The 20,471-nt window shown below is 65.1% G+C and carries 26 protein-coding genes; 16 read left to right on the forward strand and 10 right to left on the reverse strand.

The annotated features are described in order from the left end of the window. Position 1: 1 nt before the first annotated feature. Genes EEB18_RS17700 through glmS form a run of 3 tightly spaced genes read left to right on the forward strand, consistent with a single transcriptional unit; the run spans position 2 to position 2,432 of the window. Positions 2-226, forward strand: a complete 225-nt coding sequence (locus EEB18_RS17700) for a ribbon-helix-helix domain-containing protein (protein WP_187139758.1) — start codon at positions 2-4, stop codon at positions 224-226. Beyond that, positions 223-591: a PIN domain-containing protein gene (locus EEB18_RS17705; RefSeq protein ID WP_056350918.1), complete on the forward strand. Its 369-nt coding sequence runs from the start codon at positions 223-225 to the stop codon at positions 589-591. Before EEB18_RS17700 ends, EEB18_RS17705 begins: the two co-directional genes overlap by 4 nt. Before the next feature lie 17 nt (positions 592-608). Continuing rightward, positions 609-2,432: a glutamine--fructose-6-phosphate transaminase (isomerizing) gene (gene glmS / locus EEB18_RS17710; protein WP_187139759.1), complete on the forward strand. Its 1,824-nt coding sequence runs from the start codon at positions 609-611 to the stop codon at positions 2,430-2,432. Between the two features lie 326 nt (positions 2,433-2,758). Here the strand turns inward: glmS and EEB18_RS17715 are convergent, their stop codons facing one another. Continuing rightward, on the reverse strand, positions 2,759-2,947 hold the full coding sequence (locus tag EEB18_RS17715) for a hypothetical protein (protein WP_187139760.1): 189 nt from the start codon (positions 2,945-2,947) through the stop codon (positions 2,759-2,761). 69 nt (positions 2,948-3,016) lie between these two features. Between EEB18_RS17715 and EEB18_RS17720 the strand changes: the two genes are divergently transcribed. From EEB18_RS17720 to EEB18_RS17730, 3 genes are all read left to right on the forward strand, one after another. Beyond that, positions 3,017-3,676, forward strand: a complete 660-nt coding sequence (locus EEB18_RS17720) for an HAD family hydrolase (RefSeq protein WP_187139761.1) — start codon at positions 3,017-3,019, stop codon at positions 3,674-3,676. Positions 3,677-3,699: 23 nt separating this feature from the next. Next, on the forward strand, positions 3,700-3,969 hold the full coding sequence (locus tag EEB18_RS17725) for a hypothetical protein (RefSeq protein WP_187139762.1): 270 nt from the start codon (positions 3,700-3,702) through the stop codon (positions 3,967-3,969). Positions 3,970-4,459: 490 nt separating this feature from the next. Next, positions 4,460-5,338: a dienelactone hydrolase family protein gene (locus EEB18_RS17730; RefSeq protein WP_187139763.1), complete on the forward strand. Its 879-nt coding sequence runs from the start codon at positions 4,460-4,462 to the stop codon at positions 5,336-5,338. A 105-nt stretch (positions 5,339-5,443) separates the two neighbouring features. Here EEB18_RS17730 and EEB18_RS17735 read toward each other — a convergent pair whose 3' ends face one another. Genes EEB18_RS17735 through EEB18_RS17745 form a run of 3 tightly spaced genes read right to left on the reverse strand, consistent with a single transcriptional unit; the run spans position 5,444 to position 7,615 of the window. After that, positions 5,444-5,899: a DUF411 domain-containing protein gene (locus EEB18_RS17735; protein WP_187139764.1), complete on the reverse strand. Its 456-nt coding sequence runs from the start codon at positions 5,897-5,899 to the stop codon at positions 5,444-5,446. A 60-nt stretch (positions 5,900-5,959) separates the two neighbouring features. After that, the gene (locus tag EEB18_RS17740; RefSeq protein WP_187139765.1) at positions 5,960-6,976 is read right to left on the reverse strand and encodes an aldo/keto reductase; all 1,017 of its coding nucleotides are present in this window, start codon (positions 6,974-6,976) and stop codon (positions 5,960-5,962) included. Positions 6,977-7,024: 48 nt separating this feature from the next. Continuing rightward, positions 7,025-7,615 (reverse strand): LysE family translocator, encoded by a 591-nt coding sequence (locus EEB18_RS17745; protein WP_187139766.1) that lies wholly within the window; start codon positions 7,613-7,615, stop codon positions 7,025-7,027. Positions 7,616-7,688: 73 nt separating this feature from the next. Between EEB18_RS17745 and EEB18_RS17750 the strand changes: the two genes are divergently transcribed. Both EEB18_RS17750 and EEB18_RS17755 read left to right on the forward strand, forming a co-directional pair. Next, the gene (locus EEB18_RS17750; RefSeq protein WP_187139767.1) at positions 7,689-8,141 is read left to right on the forward strand and encodes an Lrp/AsnC family transcriptional regulator; all 453 of its coding nucleotides are present in this window, start codon (positions 7,689-7,691) and stop codon (positions 8,139-8,141) included. A 141-nt stretch (positions 8,142-8,282) separates the two neighbouring features. Continuing rightward, positions 8,283-9,269, forward strand: coding sequence for an LLM class flavin-dependent oxidoreductase (locus tag EEB18_RS17755; RefSeq protein WP_187139768.1), 987 nt, complete (start codon positions 8,283-8,285; stop codon positions 9,267-9,269). Positions 9,270-9,365: 96 nt separating this feature from the next. Here EEB18_RS17755 and EEB18_RS17760 read toward each other — a convergent pair whose 3' ends face one another. Further along, positions 9,366-10,268 (reverse strand): cation diffusion facilitator family transporter, encoded by a 903-nt coding sequence (locus EEB18_RS17760; RefSeq protein ID WP_187139769.1) that lies wholly within the window; start codon positions 10,266-10,268, stop codon positions 9,366-9,368. Continuing rightward, positions 10,265-10,711, reverse strand: coding sequence for a hypothetical protein (locus tag EEB18_RS17765; RefSeq protein WP_187139770.1), 447 nt, complete (start codon positions 10,709-10,711; stop codon positions 10,265-10,267). Before EEB18_RS17765 ends, EEB18_RS17760 begins: the two co-directional genes overlap by 4 nt. A 152-nt stretch (positions 10,712-10,863) precedes the next feature. On the opposite strand from EEB18_RS17765, the gene EEB18_RS17770 reads away from it, so the two are divergent. The 6 genes from EEB18_RS17770 (at position 10,864) to queE (ending at position 15,925) form a co-directional block, all read left to right on the forward strand. Next, a complete protein-coding gene (locus EEB18_RS17770; protein WP_056350943.1) occupies positions 10,864-12,051 on the forward strand; it encodes an aspartate aminotransferase family protein in 1,188 nt (395 codons plus the stop codon). Beyond that, a complete protein-coding gene (gene argF, locus EEB18_RS17775) occupies positions 12,048-12,974 on the forward strand; it encodes an ornithine carbamoyltransferase (protein ID WP_187139825.1) in 927 nt (308 codons plus the stop codon). The genes EEB18_RS17770 and argF overlap by 4 nt, the downstream gene beginning before the upstream one ends. Beyond that, positions 12,971-13,885, forward strand: coding sequence for an Hsp33 family molecular chaperone HslO (locus tag EEB18_RS17780; protein WP_056350947.1), 915 nt, complete (start codon positions 12,971-12,973; stop codon positions 13,883-13,885). The genes argF and EEB18_RS17780 overlap by 4 nt, the downstream gene beginning before the upstream one ends. A gap of 146 nt (positions 13,886-14,031) precedes the next feature. Continuing rightward, on the forward strand, positions 14,032-14,421 hold the full coding sequence (locus tag EEB18_RS17785) for a hypothetical protein (RefSeq protein ID WP_156377849.1): 390 nt from the start codon (positions 14,032-14,034) through the stop codon (positions 14,419-14,421). A gap of 185 nt (positions 14,422-14,606) precedes the next feature. Next, entirely contained in the window at positions 14,607-15,290 is a 684-nt protein-coding gene (gene queC / locus EEB18_RS17790; protein ID WP_187139771.1) for a 7-cyano-7-deazaguanine synthase QueC, read from the forward strand. Positions 15,291-15,292: 2 nt separating this feature from the next. Next, positions 15,293-15,925 (forward strand): 7-carboxy-7-deazaguanine synthase, encoded by a 633-nt coding sequence (queE, locus tag EEB18_RS17795; RefSeq protein WP_187139772.1) that lies wholly within the window; start codon positions 15,293-15,295, stop codon positions 15,923-15,925. A 7-nt stretch (positions 15,926-15,932) separates the two neighbouring features. On the opposite strand, the gene EEB18_RS17800 is transcribed toward queE, so the two are convergent. Together EEB18_RS17800 and lipB are read right to left on the reverse strand one after the other, a co-directional pair. Continuing rightward, positions 15,933-16,265 carry a hypothetical protein gene (locus tag EEB18_RS17800; RefSeq protein ID WP_187139773.1) on the reverse strand — a complete coding sequence of 111 codons (333 nt, stop codon included), beginning with the start codon at positions 16,263-16,265 and terminating at the stop codon, positions 15,933-15,935. Positions 16,266-16,274: 9 nt separating this feature from the next. Further along, on the reverse strand, positions 16,275-16,928 hold the full coding sequence (gene lipB / locus EEB18_RS17805; protein ID WP_187139774.1) for a lipoyl(octanoyl) transferase LipB: 654 nt from the start codon (positions 16,926-16,928) through the stop codon (positions 16,275-16,277). A 129-nt stretch (positions 16,929-17,057) separates the two neighbouring features. Between lipB and EEB18_RS17810 the strand changes: the two genes are divergently transcribed. Further along, entirely contained in the window at positions 17,058-17,876 is an 819-nt protein-coding gene (locus EEB18_RS17810; RefSeq protein WP_187139775.1) for a glycerophosphoryl diester phosphodiesterase membrane domain-containing protein, read from the forward strand. Between the two features lie 125 nt (positions 17,877-18,001). Further along, on the forward strand, positions 18,002-18,877 hold the full coding sequence (locus EEB18_RS17815) for a hypothetical protein (protein WP_187139776.1): 876 nt from the start codon (positions 18,002-18,004) through the stop codon (positions 18,875-18,877). 57 nt (positions 18,878-18,934) lie between these two features. On the opposite strand, the gene hemF is transcribed toward EEB18_RS17815, so the two are convergent. Both hemF and EEB18_RS17825 read right to left on the reverse strand, forming a co-directional pair. After that, positions 18,935-19,795, reverse strand: a complete 861-nt coding sequence (gene hemF / locus EEB18_RS17820; RefSeq protein ID WP_056350962.1) for an oxygen-dependent coproporphyrinogen oxidase — start codon at positions 19,793-19,795, stop codon at positions 18,935-18,937. Next, positions 19,792-20,250, reverse strand: coding sequence for a tRNA (cytidine(34)-2'-O)-methyltransferase (locus EEB18_RS17825; protein ID WP_056350965.1), 459 nt, complete (start codon positions 20,248-20,250; stop codon positions 19,792-19,794). The genes hemF and EEB18_RS17825 overlap by 4 nt, the downstream gene beginning before the upstream one ends. Positions 20,251-20,471: the final 221 nt, after the last annotated feature.

Consider the following 20,471-nt stretch of genomic DNA (forward strand, 5'->3'; position numbering starts at 1 on the left):
CATGCGCTTCCTCGCCGACATTCCCGACTCCGACGTCGAATGGCTCGATAGCCTCGCCGCCGGGCAAGGCGTCTCGCGCGCCGAGCTGGTCCGCCGCGCGGTTGCGGCCTATCGCGCCGACGCCTCGGGCGACGCCATCGACAATGCGTTCGGCATCTGGCGTGAGCGCGCCGATATCGGCGACGGGCTCAAATATCAGCGGCGCCTGCGGGGCAAGCGCGAATGATCGACGCGCAGTTCGACAGCGACATTTTGATCGACGCCCTCAACGGCGTCGAGGCCGCGCGCAGCGAGATCCGCCGCGCCGGGCGCAAGAGCGTCAGCCGGATCAGCTGGACCGAGGTGATGACCGCCGCCGACCCCGTATCGGTGAAGGCGGTCGAGGCGTTCCTCGGCTGTTTCGCGGTCGAGGAGGTCGGCGATGCGGTCGCGCGCCGCGCCGCCGCGCTCCGCGCCGAGCGCAAGGGGCTGACGCTCTGCGACGCGCTCGTGCTCGCGACCGCACAAATTAGCGGCCGCATTCTTGTTACACGCAATATCAAGGTGTTTCCGGCAGCGATGCCGGGTATTCGCGTTCCCTACACGCTCTAAACGAAAGCCAGACCCACATGTGCGGAATTATCGGAATTGTCGGCAAGGACCAGGTCGCCGATCGCCTCGTCGATGGCCTCAGGCGCATGGAGTATCGCGGTTATGATTCGGCGGGTGTCTGTACCGTCGAGGGCGGCCAGCTCGTCCGCCGCCGCGCCGAGGGCAAGCTCGGCAATCTCGTCAAGGAGCTTGCGGGCAACCCCGCGCCGGGCCTCGTCGGCATCGCGCACACGCGCTGGGCGACCCACGGCGCGCCGACGACGAGCAACGCGCATCCGCATGCGACGGGCGAGGTCGCGCTGGTCCACAATGGCATCATCGAGAATTTCAAGCCGCTGCGCGAGGCGCTGCAGGCGCGCGGCCGGACCTTCGAGAGCGAGACCGATACCGAGGTCGTCGCGCATCTCGTCAGCGAACAGGTCGAGGCGGGCAAATCTCCACAGGAAGCTGTGCAGGCGGTCCTCCCGCAGCTGCGCGGTGCCTTCGCGCTCGCCATCGCCTTTCGCCAGCATCCCGATCTGCTGATCGGCGCGCGGCTCGGCTCGCCGCTGGTCGTCGGTTATGGCGAGGGTGAGACCTATCTCGGCTCCGATGCCCTTGCCCTTGCGCCGCTGACCCAGAAAATCGCCTATCTCGAGGAAGGCGACTGGGTCGTCATCACGCGAGAGGGCGCGCAGATATTCGACAGCGCGAACAATCCCGTGACCCGCGAAATCACCACCTCGGGGGTCACCGCGGCGACGATCGAGAAGGGCAATTATCGCCACTTCATGCAAAAGGAGATTTTCGAGCAGCCGACCGTCGTCGCGCAGACGCTCTCCTCCTACATCCGCCCGCTCGAACAGACCGTCGCGCTGCCGCAGATGGATTTCGACCTGTCGGCGATCGACCGCATCACCATCGTCGCCTGCGGCACCAGCTTCTATGCCGGCATGGTCGCCAAATATTGGTTCGAGCAATTCGCACGCGTGCCGGTCGACATCGATGTCGCGTCGGAATTCCGATACCGCGACCCGGTGCTGCAACCCGGCGGGCTTGCGCTCTTCATCTCGCAATCGGGCGAGACCGCCGACACGCTCGCGGCGCTGCGCCACTGCAAGGCGAACGGGCAGACGATCGCGGTCGTCGTCAATGTGCCCACCAGCAGCATGGCGCGCGAGGCCGACTTGCTGCTCCCGACCCACGCGGGTCCCGAAATCGGCGTTGCGTCAACGAAAGCCTTCACCTGCCAGCTCGCGGTACTCGCCGCGCTCGCCGCGCACCTCGCGCTCAAGAAGGGCAAGCTCAGCGCTGCCGAGGAACGCGATATCGTCCGCCACCTGATAGAAGCTCCTGCCGCGCTCAACGCCGCGCTGAGCCACGACGAGGAAATCGCCGCGATGGCGCACCTCGTCGCCCCGGCGCGCGACGTGCTCTACCTCGGCCGCGGCCCCGACTATCCGCTCGCGATGGAAGGCGCGCTCAAGCTCAAGGAAATCAGCTATATCCACGCCGAAGGCTATGCCTCGGGCGAAATGAAGCACGGCCCGATAGCGCTGATCGACGAAGCGGTCCCGGTGATCGTCCTCGCGCCGAGCGGCCCCTTGTTCGAAAAGACCGTCAGCAACATGCAGGAAGTCATGGCGCGCGGCGGCAAGATCGTGCTGATCAGCGACGCCGAGGGCCTCGCCGAAGCCGGCGACGGCTGCATGGCGACGATCGAAATGCCCAAGGTCCACCCGCTGATCGCGCCGCTGGTGTATGCGGTGCCGGTGCAGTTGCTGGCGTATCATGTGGCCGTGGCGAAGGGGACCGATGTGGACCAGCCGCGGAATTTGGCTAAGTCGGTGACGGTGGAGTAGTAAATGCGCTGTCCGTCAGAGGGATCGGAGCCATGACGAAGAAATTTCTCGGGCGGAGGGCGATCGCCGATTTGGTGCGAAGCGCTGATCGAACGAATTCGCTTCAAAAGCGGGAAGGGCTAAGCCGGCACCCGGTTAGGGCCGTCACGTGCGGGTGCCCGGATGAAAATTGCGGCGGTTGGCATGTCATCGATACGCACCGCACCGAACCTGACGGCGAAGAGGCGGCCTTGACCCTCAAGGCACACGGCGAAGAGAGGAAGGCCGCAAAGAGATATGGGCGTATAGTTCGCGCCAAGGCTTCGAACAGATCATCTTAGTAGAAGTCACTCCGCCTTATTAGCCTGCTCCAGAATCGACGCCGCGATATCCTCCATCTTGCCGACGATCAGCAGCGGCGCGCCGCCGACCATGCCGACCTGCGTCTGGCCGTTCTCATAGTCGCGCAGCCAGGCGACATTTTCCGCGACGAGCAGATAATTACCGCCGCGCGATTTGAGCTCGATGAACTTCATGATTGCGTCTCCTGTTGCCATGGCCTCTAGGCCCGACAAGTTGCATTCGCATAAACAGGACGCGCGCTTATGACCCCCGCCGCCATCATCTTCGACTTCGACGGCGTCATCGCCGACAGCGAAGTGCGCGCGAATATGTCGCTGTCCGAGAGCCTGACCGCGGTCGGCATGCCGACGACCTATGACGAGAGTTTGCGCGATTATTACGGCCATAATTGGCAGGAGACGCAGCGGCGGATCGAGGCCCGCTTTGGGCGGCCGCTGCCCGCCGATTTCCGCGAGCGGCACCGTGAGCGGGCGCGGGCGCGCTTCATGGAGGGCTTCGACGCCGTCCCCGGCGCCGCTGCGTTCCTCGACACGCTGGGCACGACGCCACGCGCGATCGCCTCGTCGAGCCGCGCCGAATATATCGGCTGGGCGCTCGAGCTGTTCGGGCTCGGCCATCATTTCGGGGAGCATGTCTACAGCGCCGACGGATGGGACCGTGGTAAGCCCCACCCTGACATCTATCTCGCCGCCGCCAAGGGGCTCGGTGTCGATCCGGCGAAGTGCCTGGCGGTCGAGGATTCGCCGACCGGCGCGCGGTCGGCGCTGGCCGCGGGGATGACCGTCGTCGGTTTCTGCGGCGCGGGTCATATCGTCGATCGCGCCGCGCATGGCGCGATGCTGCGCGAGGTCGGCGTGCACCGGCTTGCCTTTACCTTTGAAGAGATTAGCATCGCTGGCTGACGATTTGCCGAGGGGGAAGGCCTATGTGGAATATCCTGTGGCCGTTGATGCTGTTCGGCGCGCTCGTCGTCTGGCCGGCCTGGCTGTGGCGGCGGATGAAGAAGGTGCAGCAGATGGCGCGCGACGCGCTCGACGATGCGCCGGTGCGCGGCGGTGCCCGCTGGGAGGAAACCGAGGCGGCGGCGGACGGGCGCCAATATGGCCGTGCCGACAACTTCGACCCGGTTCTGGACAAGGTGTCGCGAGACCTTGCGGCCCCGGACATCATCAAGGATCTGGAGGGGCGGCGCTGAGACCCTGAAAAGGAGCTCAGCGGTCCATAATGTTGACGACACATTCGGGTTGATCCTCCCTGTCGCGTAGCGATGGGGAGGGGGACCGCCGCGAAGCGGTGGTGGAGGGGCCGAAACCTTACACGACGCCTGACGGCGTCGGCCCCTCCGTCAGCGCTTCGCGCTGCCACCTCCCCATGGCTGCGCCACAGGGAGGATTGGATGCAAAAAGCGCTGTCCTAAAAAACATCGCCAGATTAGCCTGCGATCATGCAGTGCCCCGATCGCCCGTCGAAACGTCAATCGCGAATGAAGTTGCGCAGTTTTGCGCCGTTTTTCGAAGGCGAGTCGTTCGCTGTTTCCCGGAGCAGGCCGGGGTCCATGTCGTGGAGCGCGCGCCGATCTGTCTGGACCCCGGCCTGCGCCGGGGAACGATGGCCGGCGACGTGAATCCACTATAAAGTTCGGCAGTTTTCCGCCGCTTTCGAAAATCCCCCCAAGGAGAGACGCCATGTGCACCCAAGAAACCGAAGCCGACCTCGACCGCGCCGGGCTGCCCGTCGGGCGGCGCAGCTTTACCGCGCTCGCGGGCGCCGGGGCGCTGATGGCGGCGCTGCCCGCGCGCGCGCTGGCGGGCCAGCCGGTCAAGGGCCGCGATGTCGAGATCAAGACCGCCGACGGCACCTGCGACGCCTATTTCGTCGCGCCCGCCGAGGGCAAGCATCCCGCCGTGCTGGTGTGGCCCGACATCCGCGGCTTGCGCCCCGCCTTTCGCCAGATGGCCGACCGGCTGGCGGGCGAGGGCTATGCGGTGCTGACGATCAACCCCTTCTACCGCTGGCAGAAATCGCCGGTCGTCGATGCTGCCAACGACTTCAACGTCCCCGAGGTGCGCGAGAAATTGTTCGGCTATCTGAAGCAGCTTAACAAGACGCTCGTTACCACCGACGCGACCGCGCATCTCGCCTTCCTCGATGCGCAGAAGGAAGTCGACACCAAGCGGCGGATCGGCACCACCGGCTATTGCATGGGCGGCGCGATGACGATCTATACCGCCGCGCTCAGCCCCAATCGCGTCGGCGCGGCGGCGAGCTTCCACGGCGGCGGGGTCGCCACCGACAAGCCCGACAGCCCGCATCTGCTGATCGACGGCACCAATGCCGGTTATCTCTTCGCGATCGCCGACAATGACGACAAAGAAAGCCCGAACGAGAAGGTCTTGCTGGCCGAGGTGCTCAAGCCGCGCCCGCAGTGGCACGAGGTCGAGGTCTATGCCGGTGCGATGCACGGCTGGTGCCCGCCCGACGGCCGCGCCTATAACGAGGCGGCGGCGGAAAAGGCGTGGGGGCGGATGCTGCAGCTGTTCAAGGCCGAGTTAAAGCCCGCCTGATTTCCCGTTCGTGTCGAGCGAAGTCGAGACACCCCGAGGGCGTGAATCAACGATGGGCATCTCGACTTCGCTCGATGCGAATGGGATTAGGGCAGGCGGGTGAACTCAGCCGCCGCTCGCCGCATAGCTCGCATAGACGCGCTGGCCGCCGGGGCCGAAGGTCATCACCTTATAGGCTTCGCGGATATTGCGATATTCCATGCCGGGCGATCCGGTCGGCATACCCGCGACCGCCAGGCCCTTGACGCCCTTGGGCTTTTCCTTGAGCAGCCGGGCGATTTCCTTCGCGGGCACATGGCCCTCGATGACATAGCCGCCAACGAGAACAGTGTGGCAACTGCGCAGCGCCGCGGGCACGCCCTGCTTGTCTTTGACCGCATCCATGTCGGCCGCATTGACCACGGTCACCTTCGCCCCGAACGAGGTCTTCACCAGTTCGAGCCATTTGAGACAGCAGCCGCAGCCGGCGTCGCGGAACATCGTCGGATTGGCGGCGTGTGCGGTTCCGATGATGCCGGCAAAGGCGGCGAAGGCGAACAGGGTGCGGCGGGCGGGGGACATGCGGTTTCCTTTCGGGGTGACCCGGTCAGGATAGCAAAGGTCCTCCGCGACGCAAGGCGCTCACCCCATCGGGTAAAGGATGTCGCGGCTGACCTGGTGCAGCGCCGCCATCACATCGTCGCTCAGCACCAGATCCTTCGCGGCGAGGATCGGGTCGACCTGGTCATAGGCGCTGACCCCGACGATCGTCGAGGCGACGAAGTCATGCTGCTTCGACCAGGCGGTCGCCATGGTCACAGGGTGCAGCCCGGCCTCCTCGGCGATCTTCAGATAGCGCTCGGTCGCGGCGAGGCTCTTGTCGTTGACGAAGCGGCGGCCCATCACCGCCTGCCGCCCTTCCATCTTCAGGTAGCGCGAGAAGCGCGCGCCCTCAGGGGTCGCGCCGCCCTGATATTTGCCCGACAACACCCCACCGGCGAGCGGCGAGTATGGGATCAGGCTGACGCCTTCCTGCCGGCATACCTGCTTGAGTTCGTCCTCGAAGCGGCGGTTGTTGAGGCTGAAATTATTCTGGATCGTGTGGTAGCGATGGACGCCGAGCCGTTCGGACGCCGCGAGCGACTTCATCAGCCCCCAGCTTGTCTCGTTCGAGCAGCCGAGGATGCGAACCTTGCCGACGCGGACCAACTCGTCGAGCGCGTCCATCATCTCGTCATAGGGCGCGTCGTGGTCGGGCCAGTGCGTTTGGTAGAGGTCGACATAGTCGGTCTGCAGCCGCGTCAGGCTGTCGTCGATCGCCTGCATGATATTCTTGCGGTCGAGCGCGGTCATGCCGTTGCGGCAGGGCGACTTGAACCAGACATGGCTCGGCCCGGAGACTTTCGTGGCGAGGATGATCGCGTCGCGCGGCTTGGTCTTCAGCCAGCGCCCGACGATTTCTTCCGTGCGGCCGACCCATTTGGTATCGGGCGGCACCGGATAGCCCTCGGCGGTGTCGTAGAAGTTGATGCCCTCGTCGAAGCAGCGGTCGAGGATGCGGAACGCTTCGCCCTCGTCGGTCTGGCTGCCGAAGGTCATTGTCCCCATGCAGATGTCGGACACATGGATGGCGCTTTTGCCAAGGCGGCGGCTTTGCATGCTTCTCTTCTCCGGTCGCGAGGGGAGGTCGCGCCGTGCATTAAGCCGTCAAATCAGAAGCGCAAGCGATCCGACGAGCAGCGCCGCCATCGTCCAGTTGAAGGCGCGAAGTCGCGCCGGACTCGACAGCCAGCCGCGCAGCGCCTGTCCCATCACCGCCCAGATGCTCGTCGAGGGCAGGTTGACGATGCCGAAGACGATCGCGACGAGCAGCACCGCGACGACATTGCGGTCGGGGGCATAGAGTGCGATCGCCGACAGCGCCATCGTCCACGCCTTGGGATTGACCCACTGGAACAGCATCGCCTGGACGAAGGTCATCGGCTTGCCGCGCGCATTGCCGTCGGTGGTCGGTGCGGCGGCATTGGCGATCTTCCACGCGAGCCAGAGCAAATAGGCGATGCTGACGATCTTGAGGACGGTATTGAGAATGGGGAAGAGGTCGAACAGGCCCATCAGCCCGACGCCGACGAGGACGATCATCAGCGTGAAGCCGAAGCCGACGCCGAGCGCGTGCGGCACGGTGCGGCGCAGACCGAAATTGGCGCCCGACGCCATCAGCATCATGTTGTTAGGACCCGGCGTGATCGACGAGACGAGCGCGAAGGCGGAGAGGGCGGCGAGGGTGGTCTGATCCATATGCGCAATATAATGCGGCTTGCGTCGCTGGTGGTTGCAAAGATGGGCGGTTTTGGGATAGATTATGCAATCTATGAGTAATATAGACGCCATTGGCCGCAATATATTGCGCGAACTGTCGCGCGACGGGCGAATCTCGAACCTCGAACTTGCCGAGCGGGTTGGGCTGTCGCCGTCGGCCTGCTTGCGCCGGGTGCAGGAACTCGAACGCAGCGGCGTGATCAGGGGCTATCGGGCGCGCATCGACCCGGCGAAGGTCGGTTACAGCTTCATGGCCTATGTTACCGTCGGGCTGTCGACGCACACCAAACAGGCGCAGGAAGATTTTGAAGCCGCGATGGCCGAAGCGCCCGAGGTCCGCGAGTGCCACAACATCACCGGCGCGATCGAATATATCCTGCGCGTTGAGGCGGCCGACCTCGCTGCGTACAAGCATTTCCACACGGAGGTGCTGGGCATACTGCCGCAGGTGAATGCGATCACCACCTATGTGCTGATGGGTTCGCCGAAGGATGAGCGGGCCTAAGTTCCAAAACATCGTCATTGCGAGGAGCCGAAGGCGACGCGGCAATCCAGAGCCTGCGTAAACCGCCCTGGATTGCTTCGCTTCGCTCGCAATGACGAAGAGAGGTTGAACGGCGGTCGTGCCATCCGCATATCCAGTTTCATGCTGAAACTCTCCCTGCTCGATCTTGTGCCCGTCACCGACACCGGGACGATCGCTCAATCGCTGGCCAACGCGGCCGATCTCGCCCGACATGCCGAAACGCTCGGCTATGGCCGTTATTGGGTTGCCGAACATCACGGCATGCAGGGGATCGCGAGCGCCGCGACCGCGGTGGTGCTCGCGCATATCGGGCAGGCAACGTCGAGCATCCGGATCGGGTCGGCGGGGATCATGCTGCCGAACCATGCACCGATGGTGATCGCCGAGCAATTCGGCACGCTGGAGGCGCTGTTTCCCGGTCGTATCGACCTTGGCCTCGGCCGCGCGCCGGGGTCGGACGGAGTCGTCGCGCGGGCGCTGCGCCGCAACCTCGCGAGCGACGAGCGGCAGTTTCCGCAGGACGTCGTCGAACTACAGGCCTTCCTTGCCGGCGACGAGCGGCTCGGCATCCGCGCGGTGCCGGGCGAGGGGACCCACATCCCGATCTGGGTCCTGGGGTCGAGCCTGTTCGGCGCGCAGCTCGCGGCGATGCTCGGGCTGCCTTATGCCTTCGCCAGCCATTTCGCCCCCGATGCGCTCGACGAGGCGCTCGATATCTATCGGCGGCAGTTCAAGCCGTCGGCGCAATTGTCCGAACCCTATGCCGCCGCGGCGTTCAACGTCTTCGCCGCCGACACGCGCGAAGAGGCCGAACTGCTCGCCTCGTCGCAGCAACAGGCCTTTGTCGCGCTGCGCACCGGCAATCCCGGCAAGATGAAACCGCCGCTCGCGGGGTACAAGGACAGCCTGCCGCCCAATGCGCGCGCGATCCTCGACCATGTGCTGCAATGCTCTGCGGTCGGCACGGTCGACGATGTCCGCGACGGGCTGAAGGCCTTTGTCGGGCGCACCGGGGTCGACGAGGTGGTCGTGGCTTCATCGATGTACGACCATGACGCGCGGAAGCATTCGGTGGCGCTCGCGATGGAAGCGGCGAAGAGCCTTTAGCCAAACGTCGTCATTGCGAGGAGCCGAAGGCGACGCGGCAATCCAGAGTAGCGTCAACTCGCTCTGGATTGCTTCGCTTCGCTCGCAATGACGACGTTATTGAGGCCGAAAGCTTAGGCTTGCCAGCCGCCAAGCGTTGTCGCCCATCAACTCGGTGGCAGAGGGAATGACAGCCGGCGGCGCGCAATCGACCTCAGCGGCGATATAGCGGCCGGTTTCGCGCAGCCGCACCCCGACGTCGCCGAAGCGCGCCTTGAGCGCTGCGATCAGCCGTTCGGCATCCTCGGCAATCGCGTTCGAATCGAGCGCGCGCGGGGTGCCGTCGAGCAGTTCGGCGACCGCTTGCCGCAGCGCGCCCACGGCATCCTTGATGATCGACAGCGCGATGAACAGCGCCGCGCTGGCATCGGCCCACCACCAGCCGAACCCGATGCCAGTGATGCCGGCGATCGCGGCGAGCCCGGTCTGCCAGTCGGCCTTCTGCATCAGCGCGTCGGTGTGGAGCACCTTGTCGTTGATCCGCTTTGCCACCGGCTGTTTGATCCGACCGAGGATGAGCGGCGGGATGATCGAATAGACGAGCGCCGCGATCATCAGCCAGCCCAACCAGAGCGTATGGCCGAACAGGGTGATGCCGCCGACGGTCGGATGCTCCTGCCGCACCAGCGTCGTGACGCTTTCATAGATGAGGAAGCCGCCGACCGACAGCAGCGCCGTCGCGGCGACGAGGAAGGCGAGGCTGTTGGCGCGGCGATAGCCGAAAGGGAAGCGATTGTTGGCGCGCTTGCGCTCCCAATGCGCCGACAGCAGGAACACGATCGCAGGGATGAGGCTCAGCACATCCTCGATCACTGCCGACTTCATCGCCTGGCTTGCGCCCATCACCAGCGCCATCACCACGACGACGCTGCCGATCCATAGCAAGGTCCACCATTCGAGCCGTTCGCCATGCCGCACGTCGGCGGCGATGGCGTCGGGGATGCCGCTGTGCAGGCTCATCGCGGACCCTCGGAGACCAGCCGGTCGGTGGCGAGGATCAGGGCATTTTCGCCGTTGCGCCGCGCGATGCGCAGCACGGGATGTTCCTTGTCGTCGGGTTCGCCGCGCGCGACGGGCTTCGACAGCGCGATATCGGCCTGCCAAGGCGAGGCCTTTGCGAAATGACCGACCAGCACGTCGATCTCGCCATCCTCAAGCGCCTTATGCGCATGCTCGCCGTGCAAGGGCACGAGTTTCAGTCGCGCATGGTGGTCGCGGGCGTAAGCGCCGAGCAGGGCGAGTGCGGGGTGGGCATCGGGGGTGTCGGGGAGGATGGTCACGCGCATCGCCTGCATACGCTCGATCCGTTCGGTCGTACCCGCCGCATCGCGCGGAAGGCTGTCGCAGCCGGCTAGCAGCAGCGCAGCGAAGGAAAGGGCGAAGCTGTGTCGCATCCCGCTCATACGCCGCGCCGCCGCCTTGGTTGCTGCGCGCGGCGCTGTGTTGACGCGGCCAAGCAGGGGGCAGTATAGGGACCGCCCGACCCAAGGGCGGCCCATCTGGGGTCGCCTTTTTGCTTTGGTCGTATCTTTTGTGTTTTGGAAAGGTGCCTGACATGTCGATCACGCCGCTGATGCCCGTTTACCCCCGGTGCGGTGTGCGTCCGGTGCGAGGCGAGGGCGCCTATCTGATCGGCGAGCGCGGCGAGCGTTATCTCGACTTCGCGAGCGGCATCGCGGTCAATTTGCTCGGCCATGGCCACCCGCACCTGACCAAGGCGATCCAGGACCAGGCCGCGACGCTGATGCATGTCTCGAACCTGTACGGCAGCCCGCAGGGCGAAGCCTATGCGGCGCGGCTGGTTGAGAACACCTTTGCCGACACCGTCTTCTTCACCAACTCGGGCGCCGAGGCGGTCGAATGTTCGATCAAGACCGCGCGCGCTTACCACTCGAGCGCGGGCAACGCGCACAAGCACACGCTGATCACCTTCAACAACGCCTTTCACGGCCGCACGCTCGGTACGATCTCGGCGACCAACCAGGAGAAGCTGCGCAAGGGTTTCGACCCGCTGCTGCCTGGTTTCGCCTATGCACCGTTCGACGATGTCAATGCTGCGCTGGATCTCGTGGACGACAATACCGCGGGCTTCCTGCTCGAACCGGTACAGGGCGAGGGCGGTATCCGTCCGGCGTCGCAGCCCTTTCTGCAGGCGCTGCGCGACATTTGCGACCAGCGCGACCTGATGCTGGTGTTCGACGAGGTCCAGTGCGGCGTCGCGCGCACCGGCTCGCTCTATGCTTATGAACAGTTCGGTGTGACCCCCGACATCCTCGCCAGCGCCAAGGGCATCGGCGGCGGTTTCCCGATGGGCGCGTGCCTCGCGACCGAAAAGGCGGCGCGCGGCATGGTGATCGGCACGCACGGCTCGACCTATGGCGGCAACCCGCTCGCAATGGCGGCGGGGCAGGCGGTGCTCGACGTCGTGCTCGAGGAGGGCTTCCTTGAGGGCGTCAAGGCGACGGGCGAGCGGCTGCGCGGTGCGCTCGAACAGCTGATCCCGAACCACGACAATCTGTTCGAGAGCGTGCGCGGCATGGGGCTGATGCTCGGCGTCAAGATGAAGAGCGACAGCCGCGCCTTCGTCGCGCATCTGCGCGACAACCATGGGCTGCTGACGGTGGCGGCGGGCGACAATGTCATCCGCATCCTGCCCCCGCTCAACATTGAAGAGTCGCACATCAACGAGTGCATCGAGAAATTGTCGGCGGGCGCGGCGAGCTATACGCCGCCCGAAAGCTGATGCCGAATTTTCTAAACCTGTCCGATGCGGGCGGGGATGCGATCGCAGCGATGCTGTCGGACGCGATCGACCGCAAGGCGGCGCGCGCCGGCTGGCCGAAGGCGAAACCCGACGCCGACAAGCCGCTCGCCGACCATGTGCTGGCGATGGTGTTCGAGAAGAATTCGACGCGCACGCGCTGCTCGTTCGACATCGCGATCCGCCAATTGGGCGGGGTGCCGATGATCCTCGACGCGGGCACGAGCCAGCTCGGCCGCGGCGAGACGATCGCCGACACTGCGCGCGTGCTGTCGCGCTATGCCGATGCGATCATGATCCGCACCGATCATCACGACAAGATCGAGGAACTGGCGCATTTCGCCAGCGTCCCCGTGATCAACGGTCTGACCGACCTGTCGCACCCGTGCCAGATCGTCGCCGACCTGCTGACGATCGTCGAGAGCGGCAAGGCGCTGCCCGGTCTCGAACTCGCCTGGCTCGGCGACGGCAATAATGTGCTGGCGTCGCTGATCGAGGCGGCGGGGCTGTTCGGTTTCAACGTCCGCGTGGGCGTGCCGCAGGGCTATGAGCCCGATGCGGGCTTCGTCGAGGCGGCACGTGCGAAGGGCGCGAAGATCGATATCGTCCGCGACGCGCGCGAAGCTGTCGCCGGCGCCGACCTGGTCGTCACCGACACCTGGGTGTCGATGGGGCAGGACCATGCGCATAACAAGCTCGCTGCCATGGCGGCCTATCAGGTCGACGACCGATTGATGGGCGCGGCGAAGGGTGACGCGCTGTTCCTCCACTGCCTGCCCGCGCATCGCGGCGAGGAAGTCACCGATGCGGTGATCGACGGATCGCAATCGCGGGTGTGGGAAGAGGCCGAGAACCGCGTCCATGCCCAGAAATCCGTCCTGTTGTGGGCGCTAGGGAAGTTATGAGCGACACCGTCGAAACCTGGTTCGACCAGCCTTTGGTCTTTACCATTGCCGAGCGCCATGTGCGCGGGCGCTTCGTCCGGCTCGGGCCGGTGCTCAACACGATATTGAGCGCCCACAGCTATCCGCCGGTGGCGGAGAAATTGCTCGCTGAGGCACTGGTGCTGACCGTGCTGCTCGGTTCGACGCTCAAGACCGATGGCGGGCAATTGACGCTGCAGGCGCAGACCGGCGGCGGGCCGATCGAACTGCTCGTCTGCGACTATCGCGGCGGCGAGCTGCGCGGTTACCTCAAATTCGACGCCGAACGGCTGGCCGAGGTCGGACCGGACCCGACGCTGTTCGCGCTGTTCGGCGAGGGCTTTCTCGCGATCACCTTCGACCAGCCGGCGACCGACGAGCGTTATCAGGGGATCGTGCCGCTCGAAGGCGTGTCGATCGGCGATGCGGCCGAACATTATTTCGAACAGTCCGAGCAGATCCCGAGCCTGATCAGGCTCGCCGCGCGCCATGACCATGAAGCCGGCTGCGTCGCGGGCGGGTTGCTGCTCCAGCACCTGCCCGAGGGCGAGGTCGGTCGCGACCGGTTGCACACGCGCCACGATCACCCCGAATGGGAGCATGCGCGCACGATCGCGATGACGCTGAAACCCGAGGAACTGACCGACCCCGCGCATTCGCTCGAAACGCTGGCGTGGCGGCTGTTCCATGAGGATGAGGTACGCGTCGAATCGGGCATCACCGTGTCGCGCGGCTGCCGGTGCAGCCTCGATTATTTCGCCGGGGTGCTGCGCCAGTTTCCCGAGACCGAGCGCGTCGACATGGCCGACGAGGCCGGCAATATCGTCGTCGATTGCGCCTTTTGTTCGCGGATTTTCCCGATCCCGCTCGGCGAAATCGCCACCCCCAACTGAGCCGGCTGACGACGAACGGACGTTTTTCAGCGCCAAGCGGTTGAAATCGCGGCGCCGAAACGCTATTTTGTCTTCACAGGGTCGCATGTTTGCCCGCGACGGGGGCAATCGTTGGATAGGTGTACATGGCGATCTTCTCTCCCCCGATGAAATGGGTCCTTGCGGCCACGATGCTGGCCGGCGCGACGGCGGTGCCTGCGCAGGCGCCGTCGCTGGCGATGCTCGATGGCCTCGAAAAAGGCAGCTGGCAGCTGCGCGAACGCGGCAACAACGCCGTCGCCCAGACGATGTGTTTCGGCGACGCGCGGCGGATGATCCAGATCTACCACCCGCGCGCGAACTGCTCGCGCTATGTCATCGAGGACACGCCTAAGTCGGTAACGGTGCATTACACCTGTCCGGGCGCGGGCCACGGCCGCACCACGATCCGGTCCGAGACGAACCGCCTGGTCCAGATCGACACGCAAGGAATCGCCGACGGGAAGCCTTTCTCGCAGGCCTATGAGGCACGACGCAGCGGCGCCTGCACGAACTGAGCCGCACCCTGCGGTAACAATCCGTTAACCAAAAGCCGCTAAGCCGGGTGTCACGACGCACCGATGTGTGTCCTTCTCCCTAACGGCTTTCATGCCGAACTGGGCCGTGTGACCTGTCATGCGGCCCGTTTCTTTGGTGCAGCGCAGCACTTGCACGCCCGACGACGCGGGCCTATCTGGCGCCGATGCAAGACGTAGCCGGAAAAACGCTGATCGTCCTCCTCTCGGGCGGGCTCGACTCGATGGTTTGCGCGGGCCTCGCGAAAGAGGCCGGCGCGCGCATCGTCGCGCTGACGATCGATTATAACCAGCGTCACCGCGTCGAACTGGAATCGGCGGCGCGCATCGCCGAATATATCGGTGCGACCGAGCATATCGTCCTGCCCCTCGACCTCCGCCGCTTCGGCGGCTCGGCGCTGACCGACAATATCGCGGTGCCCAAGGACGGTGTGGGAAGCGACGTGCCGATCACCTATGTGCCCGCGCGCAACCTGATCTTCCTGTCGCTGACGCTCGGCCTCGCCGAGGCACGCGCCGCGCAGGACATCGTCATCGGGGTCAATGCGCTCGACTATTCGGGCTATCCCGACTGCCGCCCCGAATTCATTTCGGGCTTCGAAAAACTGGCGCGGCTCGCGACGCGCGACGGCGACAAGGGCGTCGATTTCCGCATCCACGCACCGCTCCAGCATATGACCAAGGCCGACATCGCCGCCGAGGCGGCGCGGCTCGGTATGGACGCGGGCATGAGCTGGTCGTGCTACGACCCGACCCCCGAGGGGCTGCACTGCGGCGCGTGCGACAGCTGCCGGTTGCGCAGCAAGGGTTTTGCCGATGCGGGGCTCGCCGACCCGACGCGCTACGCCTGACCATGAGCTACGCGGTCAAAGAGATTTTCCTGACGCTGCAGGGCGAGGGCGCACAGGCAGGCCGCCGCGCGGTTTTCTGCCGCTTCGCCGGCTGCAATCTGTGGACGGGTCGCGAGAAGGACCGGTCCAAGGCGATATGCCAATTCTGCGACACTGACTTCGTCGGCACTGACGGCACATTGGGGGGCAAGTATAAGGACGCGACGGCGCTCGCCGCGACGATCGTCGCGAGCTGGGGCGAGGGTGAGGCCGACCGCTATGTCGTGCTAACCGGCGGCGAGCCGATGCTGCAGGTCGACGATGCGCTGATCGACGCGCTACACGCGCAGGGGTTCATCATCGCGATCGAGAGCAACGGGACTTTTGCCGTGCCGCGCAGCATCGACTGGATCTGTATCAGCCCGAAGGCGGGCAGCGAACTGGTGCAGACGAGCGGCGACGAACTGAAGCTGGTGTGGCCGCAGCCGGGCAGCGACGTCGCGCGGTTCGCGACGCTCGATTTCGGGCATCTGCTGGTGCAGCCGCTCGACGATCCGAATGCCGCTGCCAATGTCCAGGCGTGCATCGACCTGGTGATGGAAGACCCGCGCTGGCGTCTGTCGCTCCAGGCACACAAGAGCCTGGGGCTGCGCTAACCCTTCATTATTCGCCGGCTTTTTTGGCAGGCGCCGGGGTGTCGGGCTTCTTGCCGACGGGGACAGTGATCGCTTCGCCTTCGCCACTCGTCTCTTCGGCGTCGGCCTCGTCGGTCGCTTGCTCGTCCTTCTGTGCGGGCTTCGCCGTCCCATCGTCGGGAACGCTGTTGTCGACCGCGGTGCCGTCGCCGCTCGCATCGTCGAGGATGATCATCGAATCGCTGATCGTGCCCGGCTCGACCTCGACCGTTTCGAGCTTGGTCGTCGTCTTGCCCGACGGTTCGCTGCCGCAGGCGGCGAGGGCGAGGATCAGGAGCGAGGGGAGGATGATACGGGTCATGATCTTGTCCTAGTCGCTGGCCGAAATTTTGTCGAGAAAGGCGGGAAGCGCGCGTTCGAGCGCGGCGTCGACCTCGGCGAAACCCACCATCTTGCCGAGCGCGGCGAGGCTGGTCACCGGAAATTCGGCGATCCCGCACGGCACGATGCCGCCGAAATGAGCGAGGTCGGGCGCGACGTTGATCGAGACGCCGTGCATCGTCACCCAGCGTTTCACGCGCACCCCGATCGCGCCGATCTTGGCCTCGCGGCCATTTTCGTCGTCGGTCCAGATGCCGATGCGGCCTTGGGCGCGGCGTGCCGTGACGCCGAATTCGGCAAGCGCATCGATCACCCAGCCTTCGAGCGCCGACACATAGGCGCGCACGTCGCGGCCCCGTTTGGAAAGGTCGAGCTGGACATAACCGACGCGCTGGCCGGGGCCGTGATAGGTGTAGCGCCCGCCGCGCCCGGCGTCATAGACCGGGAAACGGGGGTCGAGCAGCTCGGCGGGATCCGAACTGGTCCCGGCGGTGTAGAGCGGCGGATGTTCGAGCAGCCAGATGCGTTCGCTGGCCTCGCCCGCGAAGATCGCGGCGGCGCGCGCCTCCATGTCGGCGAGCGCGGCGGGATAATCGCTCAGGCCCGGCGAAACGGTCCATAGGGGCGGTGGCAGATGGCTCATCGTGCCGCCTCCTGCTCCCACGCGCGAGCGAGTGCAAGGGGCGCGCGCTAAATCGTTAACATGGCTGGACATCGGGGAGCAAGACCGCCAGTCTCCCGCGTCAGCGGGTCAACCATAGACGGGATTTAGATGCCAAAATTCGACATGGGCGCGGCGTGGGAAGACAGCTTGGTCCTGCTGCGGTCGCACAGCGTATTGACGGGCACCATCGCCGCCGTCTTCCTCTTTCTGCCGACGCTCGCGGTCGCCTGGTTCGGGCCGGTCCCGATCGAGCCCGCCGCTGGCGCGACATTCGACCAGATGATGATGACGTTTCGCGAAAGCGCGCGGCAGGCCGTGCCGTATCAGTTGCTCGTCAGCGTGATTTCGGCGATCGGCGGGGTCGGTATCCTGCGCCTCTGGTTGTCGCGGACCAGCACCAGCGTCGGCGACGCGCTCGTCTTCGCGCTCAAGATGATCCCGACGATGATCGCGATCCAACTGATCCTCGGCGTCGGGCTGGGCCTGATCGCGGTTCTGGCGATCATGCCGGGAATCGCGGCGGGGGGCGGCGCCGTCGGCGCGCTGCTGTTGTTCGTCGGCGCGCTGTTGATCCTCGGCATCTGCGCTTATTTGTGGGGGCGGCTCGCAGTGACCTCGCCGGTCGTTGCCGATCGCACCCAGTATAATCCGGTCGTCGCGATCCAGGAAAGCTGGCGTTTGACCAAGGGCAATGGTTGGCGGATTGCGCTCTTTCTGTTTCTCGTCACACTCGTGATCATCATCGTCGCACTGCTCCTCGGCGGGGTGATTGGCGCGGTCGTGGGGACCGGTGACGGTATCGGACGGATGCTGACCGGATTCGTCGAAGGCGGCGTCGCGGCGGTCGGCGGCATCGTCTCGGCCGCGATCAGCGCCGCGACCTACCGTCAGTTGGCGCTCACCGGCGGCAACGCCATATTTTCCTGAGGGAAACGCAAGAGGCCTTTGTCCGTGACGTCATGAAGTGATCGCAAACCGGACGACGGCCCGCTAATGAGGGACATTGGGCGCACAAAAAGGAACAAGGGCAAGTTCAACAAAGGGGGAAAATCATGGTCAAGATGAGTATCGGTGCCGCTTTTTCGGAGACCTTCGGGTTTCTGAAGACCAATTGGATGCAGATGCTGTTGTGGCTTGGCGGCGCGGTGGTGATCGCCTGCCTGCTCGGCTGGTTGCTGTTGCGCAATGCGATGATGACCATGATGATGGCGCAGGGCGATCCGTCGGCCGCATTCGGAGCCTTCGGGTCGATCATTCTGTTCGGTTTCATCGCCGGGACGATCGTCTATGCGGCGAGCCTTTTGATCTGGCGGACCGGACTGGTCGGCGGCGAGCCTGCCAGCGATATCGGCTGGGGCCTGGGCGCGGGCGCCGCGCTGATGCTCGCCAACTTCGTCGTGCAGATCGCGTTGATGATCGTCTTCTACATCGTGTTGTTCATCGTCGGCCTGCTGGCGTTCGGCATTTTCGGTGCCAGCGGCATGTCGCTGGAGAGTTTCGCGACCGGCGGTGCATCGGCGGGACTTATCCTGTTCGGCGTGATCTTCTATGTCGCGTTGATCGTCTTCTTCCTGTGGTTCTTTGGTCGCCTGACCGCCGCCGGCCCGGTGATGGCGGTGAACCGTTCGTCGAATCCCTTTTCGGCCTTCGCCGAATCGTGGAGGCTGACGAGCGCATCGCAATGGACGATCGTCGGCTTCAATTTCCTGATGATCCTCCTCTTTCTCGTCTTCTTTTTCATCGTCTCGATGGTCTTCGGCGGGGTTGCGAGCGCGATGATGACGCCCGACGCGGGCATGGGCGCGATGATCGGCGCGCTCATCATGGCGCTGGTCATCTATGTGCCGGTGGTTCTGGTGTCGGTGTCGATGCCGGCGGGCATCTATCGCTGCATCGGGGTGCAGGGTTCGCCGGACGTTTTCGCCTGAGGTGAGCCGATCAAAGCAAAAGAAGGGGCGCTCCGGAAACGGGGCGCCCTTTTCGCATCAGCTCCACTTGGCGAGTGGCGGCAGGCTCATCAGGATCGCGTCGATATTGCCCCCGGTCTTGAGCCCGAACAGGGTGCCGCGATCGTAGACGAGATTGAATTCGGCATAGCGGCCGCGCCAGATGAGCTGCGCCTCGCGGTCGGCGTCGGTGAAGGGCAGGCCCATGCGTCGCCGCACGATCTGCGGAAAGATATCGAGGAAGGCCTCGCCGACCGCGCGGGTCAGCTGGAAATTGCGGTCGAACTCGGCATCGTCGCCGGTTTCGAGATGGTCATAGAATATGCCGCCGACGCCGCGATGGACGCCGCGGTGCGGAATATAGAAATAATCCTCGGCCCATTTGGCATAGCGTTCATAGACCTCGGGGCCGAAAGGCGCGCAGGCGGCGCGCAGCCGGGCATGAAAGGCGTCGGTGTCCTCGGCATAGGGAATCGGCGGATTGAGGTCGGCGCCGCCGCCGAACCAGCGTCGCGTCGTGACGAGGAAGCGCGTGTTCATATGCACAGCGGGAACATGCGGGTTCGCCATATGCGCGACGAGGCTGATCCCGGTCGCGAAAAAACTGGGGTCCTCGGCCGCGCCGTGGATCGACGCGGCGAAATCGGGGGCGAATTGGCCGCCGACGGTCGAGACATTGACCCCGACCTTTTCGAATACCTGGCCGGTCATTACCCCGCGCACTCCGCCGCCGCCTGCACCGGAGTCGAGTCCTTCGGCCTCGCGGTCCCACGGCGTATAGGCGAAGCGCGCGTCGCTGCCGGCTTCGGTCTCGATCGCCTCGAATTCGGCGCAGATCCGGTCGCGCAGCGATTCGAACCAGTCGCGCGCGGCCTGTTGCTGGGGATCGAGCGAAATCATGCGGGAAAACCTTTCGTCTGCCGAAGCGCTTCGGCGAGCGCGATGCCAGCCGCGACCGCGACATTCAAGGAGCGAAAGCCCTGGCTCATCGGAATCGCGACCCGCGCGGTCACCGCCGCATGGACATGATGCGGGACGCCCGCGCTTTCCGATCCGAACAGCAGGATGTCGCTTGCGGTGAAATCGAACCGGGGCAGGGGCGTCGCCCCCGTCGTCGTCAGGAGCACGAGCCGCTGGCCGCCGATTTGCGACCATATCCGGAACGCGTCCCAGTCTGGGTGGCGCCGCACATTGGCGCGCACCGCATAATCCATGCCTGCACGCTTCAGCGCGCCGTCGGAGAAGGGAAAGCCGCACGGCTCGATAATATGCGCGGGCACGCCGAAACAGGCGGCGGTGCGCAGCGTGGTACCGACATTGCCCGCGATGTCGGGCTGAAACAGGGCGATTTCCATGCGCTTTCCTTAGGGCGCGCGGCGTCGCAAATCGAGCGTTTCGGCGCCGCGACATGATCCGGTCAAAGAAGCGGAAATTGCCTGTTGGCAAGCTCCGACTGTGCGGCTATCAGGCCCGCAATTCCCGGAGGGGCCGCCGGGGCGCGCCATTTCGTGCGCGCGCAATCAGGGTGGCCCTCAGCCCGGGGAAATTGTCAGTTCAGCCATACAAGGGCAATCGA

The organism is Sphingopyxis sp. OPL5 (genome assembly GCF_003797775.2).
Classification (GTDB): Bacteria; Pseudomonadota; Alphaproteobacteria; order Sphingomonadales; family Sphingomonadaceae; genus Sphingopyxis.

What these genes read in the sequence shown, in the direction of transcription:
- EEB18_RS17700 (WP_187139758.1), top strand. Translation starts at nt 2, where the DNA reads ATGCGCTTCCTCGCCGACATTCCCGACTCCGACGTCGAATGGCTCGAT.
- EEB18_RS17705 (WP_056350918.1), top strand. Translation starts at nt 223, where the DNA reads ATGATCGACGCGCAGTTCGACAGCGACATTTTGATCGACGCCCTCAAC.
- glmS (WP_187139759.1), top strand. Translation starts at nt 609, where the DNA reads ATGTGCGGAATTATCGGAATTGTCGGCAAGGACCAGGTCGCCGATCGC.
- EEB18_RS17715 (WP_187139760.1), bottom strand. Translation starts at nt 2,947, where the DNA reads ATGAAGTTCATCGAGCTCAAATCGCGCGGCGGTAATTATCTGCTCGTC.
- EEB18_RS17720 (WP_187139761.1), top strand. Translation starts at nt 3,017, where the DNA reads ATGACCCCCGCCGCCATCATCTTCGACTTCGACGGCGTCATCGCCGAC.
- EEB18_RS17725 (WP_187139762.1), top strand. Translation starts at nt 3,700, where the DNA reads ATGTGGAATATCCTGTGGCCGTTGATGCTGTTCGGCGCGCTCGTCGTC.
- EEB18_RS17730 (WP_187139763.1), top strand. Translation starts at nt 4,460, where the DNA reads ATGTGCACCCAAGAAACCGAAGCCGACCTCGACCGCGCCGGGCTGCCC.
- EEB18_RS17735 (WP_187139764.1), bottom strand. Translation starts at nt 5,899, where the DNA reads ATGTCCCCCGCCCGCCGCACCCTGTTCGCCTTCGCCGCCTTTGCCGGC.
- EEB18_RS17740 (WP_187139765.1), bottom strand. Translation starts at nt 6,976, where the DNA reads ATGCAAAGCCGCCGCCTTGGCAAAAGCGCCATCCATGTGTCCGACATC.
- EEB18_RS17745 (WP_187139766.1), bottom strand. Translation starts at nt 7,615, where the DNA reads ATGGATCAGACCACCCTCGCCGCCCTCTCCGCCTTCGCGCTCGTCTCG.
- EEB18_RS17750 (WP_187139767.1), top strand. Translation starts at nt 7,689, where the DNA reads ATGAGTAATATAGACGCCATTGGCCGCAATATATTGCGCGAACTGTCG.
- EEB18_RS17755 (WP_187139768.1), top strand. Translation starts at nt 8,283, where the DNA reads ATGCTGAAACTCTCCCTGCTCGATCTTGTGCCCGTCACCGACACCGGG.
- EEB18_RS17760 (WP_187139769.1), bottom strand. Translation starts at nt 10,268, where the DNA reads ATGAGCCTGCACAGCGGCATCCCCGACGCCATCGCCGCCGACGTGCGG.
- EEB18_RS17765 (WP_187139770.1), bottom strand. Translation starts at nt 10,711, where the DNA reads ATGAGCGGGATGCGACACAGCTTCGCCCTTTCCTTCGCTGCGCTGCTG.
- EEB18_RS17770 (WP_056350943.1), top strand. Translation starts at nt 10,864, where the DNA reads ATGTCGATCACGCCGCTGATGCCCGTTTACCCCCGGTGCGGTGTGCGT.
- EEB18_RS17780 (WP_056350947.1), top strand. Translation starts at nt 12,971, where the DNA reads ATGAGCGACACCGTCGAAACCTGGTTCGACCAGCCTTTGGTCTTTACC.
- EEB18_RS17785 (WP_156377849.1), top strand. Translation starts at nt 14,032, where the DNA reads ATGAAATGGGTCCTTGCGGCCACGATGCTGGCCGGCGCGACGGCGGTG.
- queC (WP_187139771.1), top strand. Translation starts at nt 14,607, where the DNA reads ATGCAAGACGTAGCCGGAAAAACGCTGATCGTCCTCCTCTCGGGCGGG.
- queE (WP_187139772.1), top strand. Translation starts at nt 15,293, where the DNA reads ATGAGCTACGCGGTCAAAGAGATTTTCCTGACGCTGCAGGGCGAGGGC.
- EEB18_RS17800 (WP_187139773.1), bottom strand. Translation starts at nt 16,265, where the DNA reads ATGACCCGTATCATCCTCCCCTCGCTCCTGATCCTCGCCCTCGCCGCC.
- lipB (WP_187139774.1), bottom strand. Translation starts at nt 16,928, where the DNA reads ATGAGCCATCTGCCACCGCCCCTATGGACCGTTTCGCCGGGCCTGAGC.
- EEB18_RS17810 (WP_187139775.1), top strand. Translation starts at nt 17,058, where the DNA reads ATGCCAAAATTCGACATGGGCGCGGCGTGGGAAGACAGCTTGGTCCTG.
- EEB18_RS17815 (WP_187139776.1), top strand. Translation starts at nt 18,002, where the DNA reads ATGGTCAAGATGAGTATCGGTGCCGCTTTTTCGGAGACCTTCGGGTTT.
- hemF (WP_056350962.1), bottom strand. Translation starts at nt 19,795, where the DNA reads ATGATTTCGCTCGATCCCCAGCAACAGGCCGCGCGCGACTGGTTCGAA.
- EEB18_RS17825 (WP_056350965.1), bottom strand. Translation starts at nt 20,250, where the DNA reads ATGGAAATCGCCCTGTTTCAGCCCGACATCGCGGGCAATGTCGGTACC.